9 protein-coding genes, 4 tRNA genes and 1 pseudogene are annotated in these 5,460 nt (G+C 69.8%); 9 read left to right on the top strand and 5 right to left on the bottom strand.

All coding sequences use genetic code 11. The features are described 5' to 3' along the window. Positions 1 to 31: 31 nt before the first annotated feature. From crcB (AB0E96_RS37730) to crcB (AB0E96_RS37720), 3 genes are read right to left on the bottom strand one after another with little or no spacing between them, the layout of a single operon-like run. Complete coding sequence (crcB, locus tag AB0E96_RS37730) at positions 32 to 364, bottom strand: fluoride efflux transporter CrcB (RefSeq protein WP_359830849.1); 333 nt, start codon at positions 362 to 364, stop codon at positions 32 to 34. Beyond that, positions 361 to 717, bottom strand: a complete 357-nt coding sequence (locus tag AB0E96_RS37725; protein WP_359830846.1) for a DUF190 domain-containing protein — start codon at positions 715 to 717, stop codon at positions 361 to 363. Before AB0E96_RS37725 ends, crcB (AB0E96_RS37730) begins: the two co-directional genes overlap by 4 nt. Then, entirely contained in the window at positions 714 to 1,265 is a 552-nt protein-coding gene (crcB, locus tag AB0E96_RS37720) for a fluoride efflux transporter CrcB (protein WP_359830844.1), read from the bottom strand. Before crcB (AB0E96_RS37720) ends, AB0E96_RS37725 begins: the two co-directional genes overlap by 4 nt. 70 nt (positions 1,266 to 1,335) lie before the next feature. On the opposite strand from crcB (AB0E96_RS37720), the gene AB0E96_RS37715 reads away from it, so the two are divergent. The 4 genes from AB0E96_RS37715 (at position 1,336) to AB0E96_RS37700 (ending at position 2,103) form a co-directional block, all read left to right on the top strand. After that, positions 1,336 to 1,677 carry a metallopeptidase family protein gene (locus AB0E96_RS37715; protein ID WP_359830840.1) on the top strand — a complete coding sequence of 114 codons (342 nt, stop codon included), beginning with the start codon at positions 1,336 to 1,338 and terminating at the stop codon, positions 1,675 to 1,677. Positions 1,678 to 1,792: 115 nt separating this feature from the next. Further along, positions 1,793 to 1,865, top strand: a tRNA-Glu gene (locus AB0E96_RS37710). A gap of 63 nt (positions 1,866 to 1,928) precedes the next feature. Further along, positions 1,929 to 2,002 (top strand) — tRNA-Asp (locus AB0E96_RS37705). 27 nt (positions 2,003 to 2,029) lie between these two features. After that, a tRNA-Phe gene (locus AB0E96_RS37700) sits at positions 2,030 to 2,103 on the top strand. Between the two features lie 88 nt (positions 2,104 to 2,191). Here the strand turns inward: AB0E96_RS37700 and AB0E96_RS37695 are convergent. Beyond that, positions 2,192 to 2,389: a tyrosine-type recombinase/integrase gene (locus AB0E96_RS37695; protein ID WP_359830837.1), complete on the bottom strand. Its 198-nt coding sequence runs from the start codon at positions 2,387 to 2,389 to the stop codon at positions 2,192 to 2,194. 55 nt (positions 2,390 to 2,444) lie between these two features. On the opposite strand from AB0E96_RS37695, the gene AB0E96_RS37690 reads away from it, so the two are divergent. Together AB0E96_RS37690 and AB0E96_RS37685 are read left to right on the top strand one after the other, a co-directional pair. Then, complete coding sequence (locus AB0E96_RS37690) at positions 2,445 to 2,999, top strand: hypothetical protein (RefSeq protein WP_359830834.1); 555 nt, start codon at positions 2,445 to 2,447, stop codon at positions 2,997 to 2,999. 47 nt (positions 3,000 to 3,046) lie between these two features. Then, positions 3,047 to 3,682, top strand: coding sequence for an HAD-IA family hydrolase (locus AB0E96_RS37685; protein WP_359830831.1), 636 nt, complete (start codon positions 3,047 to 3,049; stop codon positions 3,680 to 3,682). Between the two features lie 89 nt (positions 3,683 to 3,771). On the opposite strand, the gene AB0E96_RS37680 is transcribed toward AB0E96_RS37685, so the two are convergent. After that, positions 3,772 to 4,005, bottom strand: a complete 234-nt coding sequence (locus AB0E96_RS37680) for a hypothetical protein (protein WP_359830828.1) — start codon at positions 4,003 to 4,005, stop codon at positions 3,772 to 3,774. Between the two features lie 407 nt (positions 4,006 to 4,412). Here AB0E96_RS37680 and AB0E96_RS37675 point away from each other — a divergent pair, with 407 nt between their 5' ends. The 3 genes and pseudogenes from AB0E96_RS37675 to AB0E96_RS37665 form a co-directional block, all read left to right on the top strand. Then, the gene (locus AB0E96_RS37675) at positions 4,413 to 4,778 is read left to right on the top strand and encodes a hypothetical protein (RefSeq protein ID WP_359830825.1); all 366 of its coding nucleotides are present in this window, start codon (positions 4,413 to 4,415) and stop codon (positions 4,776 to 4,778) included. Between the two features lie 153 nt (positions 4,779 to 4,931). After that, positions 4,932 to 5,008, top strand: a tRNA-Phe gene (locus tag AB0E96_RS37670). A 195-nt stretch (positions 5,009 to 5,203) separates the two neighbouring features. Beyond that, positions 5,204 to 5,460, top strand: a pseudogene (locus AB0E96_RS37665) (hypothetical protein); the annotation flags it as partial.

Below are 5,460 nucleotides of genomic sequence, written 5' to 3'. Positions count from 1 at the left end.
ACGCCGACCAGGAGCAGGCCGATCGAGAACTTCACGATGGTGTTCGGCTCCTTGTCCCGGCGGGACAGCCAGAGCCACAGCCAGGCGAAGACCGGTCGGCCAGCCGCAGGCTCTCGTACGAGAAGGTCGAGTAGGTGGTCAACGCCCCGCAGAGCCCGGTCCCCACCAGCAGCTGGACCTTCGAGGAGGCCGCGCCCGCCGCCACCGCGCCGGTCACCAGCCCGAGGACCAGGCAGCCGGCCACGTTCACCGTGAACGTCCCCCACGGGAACACCGAGTCGTGCCGGGACTGCACCGCCCGGTCGGTCAGGTACCGCAGCGGCGCGCCGACCACCGCGCCCGCCACCACCAGCAGCCAGTTCACTCCGCCGCCTCCCCGGCGCCCCGGCCCGCGTAGGTCACGACCTCGCAGCGGTCCAGCAGCACCAGCCCCTCCGCCACCAGCCCGTCCAGCCGCGGCAGGAACGCCCGCACCCGCTCCTCCTCGTCCACGATCACCACCGCCACCGGCAGGTCCTCGCTCAGCGACAGCAGCCGCGTGGTGTGCACCAGCGACGACGCCCCGAACCCCTCGATCCCCCGGAACACGCTCGCGCCCGCCAGCCCGGCCTCCCGGGCCCGGTGCACGATCTCGCTGTACAGCGGGCGGTGGTGCCACCGGTCGCTCTCCCCGACCAGCACGGTCAGCCGCAGCGCCGGCCCGCTCAGCCGGCTCACCGCGCGCCCCCGGCCGACCCGGCCGTTCCCCGCCCGGCCCCGCGGCGGACGGCCCGGTGGACCAGACGCCGGGTCAGTCCGGCCGCCGCCCACACCGCGAACAGCGCGCCCACCAGCGTCAGCCCGAGGTACGCCAGGGCGGGCCCGGGGCGGCCGCCCTCCAGCAGGCGGCGGATGTCCACCGCGTACGTCGAGAAGGTGGTGAAGCCGCCCAGCACGCCGGTGCCGAAGAACGGCCGCACCAGCGGATGCGCCTGCCGCCCTTCGGTGATCACCACCAGGAACACCCCGATCACCGCGCAGCCCACCACGTTGACCAGCAGCGTCGTCCACGGGAAGGCCGTCGGCCCGGTCTGCCAGCCGAGCCCGGCCGCGTACCGCGCGGAGGCCCCGATCGCCCCGCCCGCCGCGACCACCGCCACCGCCCGCCCCTGCCCGCGCAGCACCGGCGGGCGGTTCCGGACGGGGCCGGCGGCGGCTGCCGCCGCCGCGGTGCCGTCCGGCGCGTCGCCCACGGCGTCGTCCACGGCGCCCTCCGAGGTCGTCATAGCCCCATCAAACACCGGCCGTCGCCACCTGGCACACCGTCATCCGACACCGGACAATGATCCGGTGGAGATGACCCGGGAAGAGTTCGAGACGCTGGTCAGCGACGCCCTCGACCAGATCCCCCCGCAGCTCGCGGCCATGATGGACAACGTCGCGATCTTCGTCGAGGACGAACCCGACCCGAGCGACCCCGAACTCCTCGGCCTCTACGAGGGCACCCCGCTCACCGAGCGCGGCGAGTGGTACGCGGGCGTCCTGCCCGACCGCATCCTGATCTACCGCGGCCCCACCCTGCGCCACTGCGACACCCGCGAACAGGTGGTCGAGGAGGTCCGCACCACCGTCATCCACGAGGTCGCCCACCACTTCGGCTTCGACGACCACGAACTCGACAAGCTCGGCTGGTCCTGACCCCCGGCACCGGTCCGGCCCACCCCCACCCCCACCCGGCCGAAACCCGTTTTGGCGATCCGCCCTGCATCCCATATGCTTCTCGACGTCCCCGAACGCCGGGAACAGGCCACAAGCCCTCATCGTCTAGTGGCCCAGGACGCCGCCCTTTCAAGGCGGTAGCACGGGTTCGAATCCCGTTGGGGGCACGCAGTACCGTAGTAAAGTGCAGTGCGCAAGACCGCAAGACCCTGAGTGGTTCGCCACTTCTAGGTCCCGTGGAGCAGTTGGTTAGCTCGCCACCCTGTCAAGGTGGAGGTCGCGGGTTCAAGTCCCGTCGGGATCGCTCGTCTCGCAAGAGACGGTGCAGTACGGCCAGGTAGCTCAGTTGGTACGAGCGTCCGCCTGAAAAGCGGAAGGTCGCCGGTTCGACCCCGGCCCTGGCCACAGCCGCCTGAAAAGGCAAAACGGCCCCGGAGAGATCACTCTCCGGGGCCGTTTTCGTGTCCCGTACGCCAACCGGCACGCCAACGGCTCAGCCGAGCCTGTCACTCAGCGACCCGAGGGCCTTCCGCTGCTCGTCCAGGGAGGCGTGGGCGTAGACCTTCATCGTCACGCCGATGTCGCTGTGGCCAGCGATCTGCCGGACAATGTGAGGCGGAACACCCAGGTCGAGCAGCAGGGTCACGCAGGTGTGGCGGAGGTCGGGCGGCTCGTTCGTCCGCGAGCGCACCTCTCGGCCGGTCGGACTCCGGCCCCACCTCGAAGCGGCCTTCGAGCAGCCGCAGGTGACTCTGGACTTCGCCGGCTTCTCCAGCGAGACGCTGCACAACGCACTGCAAGAGCCGCTGGACAAGGTCCGCTCCGGTCGGCTCACCCCAGAGTCCATCACCGTGCGCCTGCTGCTGCCGGACACCACGCAGCCGATGGCCGTCCCCGTGCTGGTCGACGGCCTCAAGGACGAAGTGGCGCTTCGCGAGCGGGCCCGGAACATCGCGCTGGCCAACGCCGGGGGCATCGCCCACTCGGTCGAGGTGTTGGCAGAGCTGGGGCTGGTCCAGTCGGCCAGCGTCCAGGTCAGGGTGCACCGGGCGTCCAGCCTGTTCAAGCTGTACATCCTGAACCGGTCGGAAGCCTTCTTCGGCTTCTATCCGCTGCGCGAGCGGACCATCGCGGTGGACGGCGCGGACCACACGTTCTACGACGCCACAGGCAAGGACACCACCCTGTTCCACCACGCTGCTGGCCCGGATGACGCCTCGCTCGGATCGCAGTACGTCCAGCAGGCCCAGATGTGGTTCGACAGCGTGTGGAGCACGATCTCCTACGAGCGGCAGCCATGACCACTCCCCCTCAGCAGCTAGCCGACGTGCTCCAGCCGGTGAGGCACGTGCTCCTCGACTTCGACGGCCCGGTGTGCTCGGTCTTCGCCTGCCTTCCCGCCCCGGAGGTCGCGCGTCGGCTCCGCGAGGGCCTGCTCGCTGGCGGCGAGCAGGCCCCGGCTGGGGCCGAAGGGGAGAGCGATCCCCTCGCCCTGCTTCGGCTAGTCTCAGACGCCCAGCCAGAACTGACGGAGAGCACGGACGCCGCGCTGACCGCACTGGAGACCGAGGCGGTTCGGAAGGGTCGCCCGACCCCAGGCGGCGAATCGGTTCTGCGGGCCTGCGCCCGGTCCGGTCGGCTGGTCTCGGTGGTCAGCAACAACGCGGGTGCGGCCATCGAGACCTACCTCACCGAGCACGGTCTTAGTGGCTACGTGGCGGGCGTCTTCGGACGTGCCCCGGGCGACCCCTCCTCCATGAAGCCGAACCCGCGCCTGCTCCTCGACGCCATGGAAGCCGCGGGCACCAGGCCGGAGCGCTGCATCTTCATCGGCGACGCGGCTCGCGATGTCGAGGCTGGAGAAGCGGCCGGCATCGCCACGATCGGCTATGCCAACAAGCCAGGCAAAGACACCAAGCTGACTGCTGCCGGCGCCGTGGTGATCGTGGACTCAATGACGCTCATCGCGGACGCCTTGACCTGAGATTCGGGTAGCGACGCCGCAAACGGCACAACACCACTGCGGACTCATGCCGGAGTGGGGCCAGCATCTTCGCTGCCCCCGCCCCGGCATTAGACAATCCGGACTCGCTCTACGTTGCCTTCCGCATCCCGCAGCAGCACCTCTTTACCCGAGGCCATCTCCTCTGCGAGGAACGCGTAGACCTGAACGGACCGATTGATGGCATCCGTCTTGGACAGTCCGTAGATGTTCATCAACCTGGCGATGGCCTGCACCGCCGAACTGATCAAGGTGACGCTAAGCCGCTCACTGCCCGCAGGGCGCCCTTGGCCGGTGTCACTCACAAGGCCTCTCCCTCTCTCTTGATCGATTGCTCCCCCTCCACGTCAGCAGAACGCTGACACCATACCGCCTGGTGCGCACCTGGTGCACTTCTGGTGCACATCTGGGGCGAACTTCGCTACAGTTCTCCCGTCGACCTATGGCTAGGTCGGCTCAGCCCGCCAAGCCGGCTCTGGTCGATCAGGGCTGATACCTAGATCGACCAGAACACGGCCCCCGCCGAGAGGGAGTTTGTAATGCCTGTGGTTTCGACGGCATTTGCGTGGTTTCCAGACGTCGACACAAAGGGGAGCGCGCCATAACGGCACCGCTACCCTGTCGCCGATCTGGAGCCCTGCACCCGGATGGTCAGACCTTGTCGGAGCCGCACTCGCGGGTTCGGTCCGGCCCCGGGAGAAAGCTCTAGCTCATGATCGAAAAGAACGGCGCGGTGGAAACCTCCGAGTTCCCGTCGAAGCTGGCCGAAGTCGAGTTCTCACGCCTCCCGGTGGACTGGGACACCTCGGAGATGGCCAGTCCCGATGCCTCGGTGGAGATCTCGCTGTCCCCGGACATCAAGGGACGGATGCGGGTGCCTGCGGGCAACACCAAGGAGATGATCTCCGCGCTGACCCACCTCGGCCTTACGGCTGTGCCTGTGATCGGGTCGATCGAACTGATCAAGGTCTGCCAGGCTGCAGGCATGCCGTGGGGGTGCGGGTTCGGCCTCGCGGCAATGATGCTCCTGCCGCCGGTCGCGGTGCTGTGCACCCGTCTCAAGCGGGCCTCCGCCTGACGAAGCCGCTGAGACAAGCGGTGAAACTGGCGATATGAAGCCGCAGGCCTCTCCTCTAGGGGCCTGCGGCCGCGCCGAAGGCGTACTCCAACCCGTACGCCAACAGCAGCGCACAAGGGCGGACGGCCCAGCACGACAGCGGACTCTGCAGCCGGCCAGACCTAGGCAGTCGAGGGCCTTGATCCGGCCTGAAAAGCGGAAGGTCGCCGGTTCGACCCCGGCCCTGGCCACAACCGGGAAGCCCCCGTAGCGAATTCGCTACGGGGGCTTCGTCGTTCGACAACCAGGTCCCCGCCGAACCGGCCGACGGGCTGCCGCCCCGCGGGACTGGTCCCTGAGGCGGGCCCCGGTTCCCCCTGGCGGGGGAGGGGGTGCCGCCCGCGGGACGATCCGGCGGGGCGGGGCGGCGCGGGACCGTGGACGGCATGGAGACGACACGGGACACGGGCTGGAACCGGGTGGTGCGGGGGGCCGGGTACGCGGCGGCGGGGTGGGCGGTGGCCTTCGCGCTGGTGCACCTGTACTGGCTGGCGGACGGGCGGCTGGGCCTGCCGGACGGGCGGTCGGTGTGGAGCAGCACGCCGCTGCTGGTGATCGACGTGATCGCGGTCCCGTTGTGCGCGGTGGCCGCGGCGGTGGCGCTGGCCCCGCTGCGGCGGTGGGGCGCGCGGGTGCCCGCCCG

This window comes from Kitasatospora sp. NPDC036755, assembly GCF_040636595.1.
Classification (GTDB): domain Bacteria; phylum Actinomycetota; class Actinomycetes; order Streptomycetales; family Streptomycetaceae; genus Kitasatospora.
This window is presented reverse-complemented; position numbering and strand designations above follow the sequence as displayed.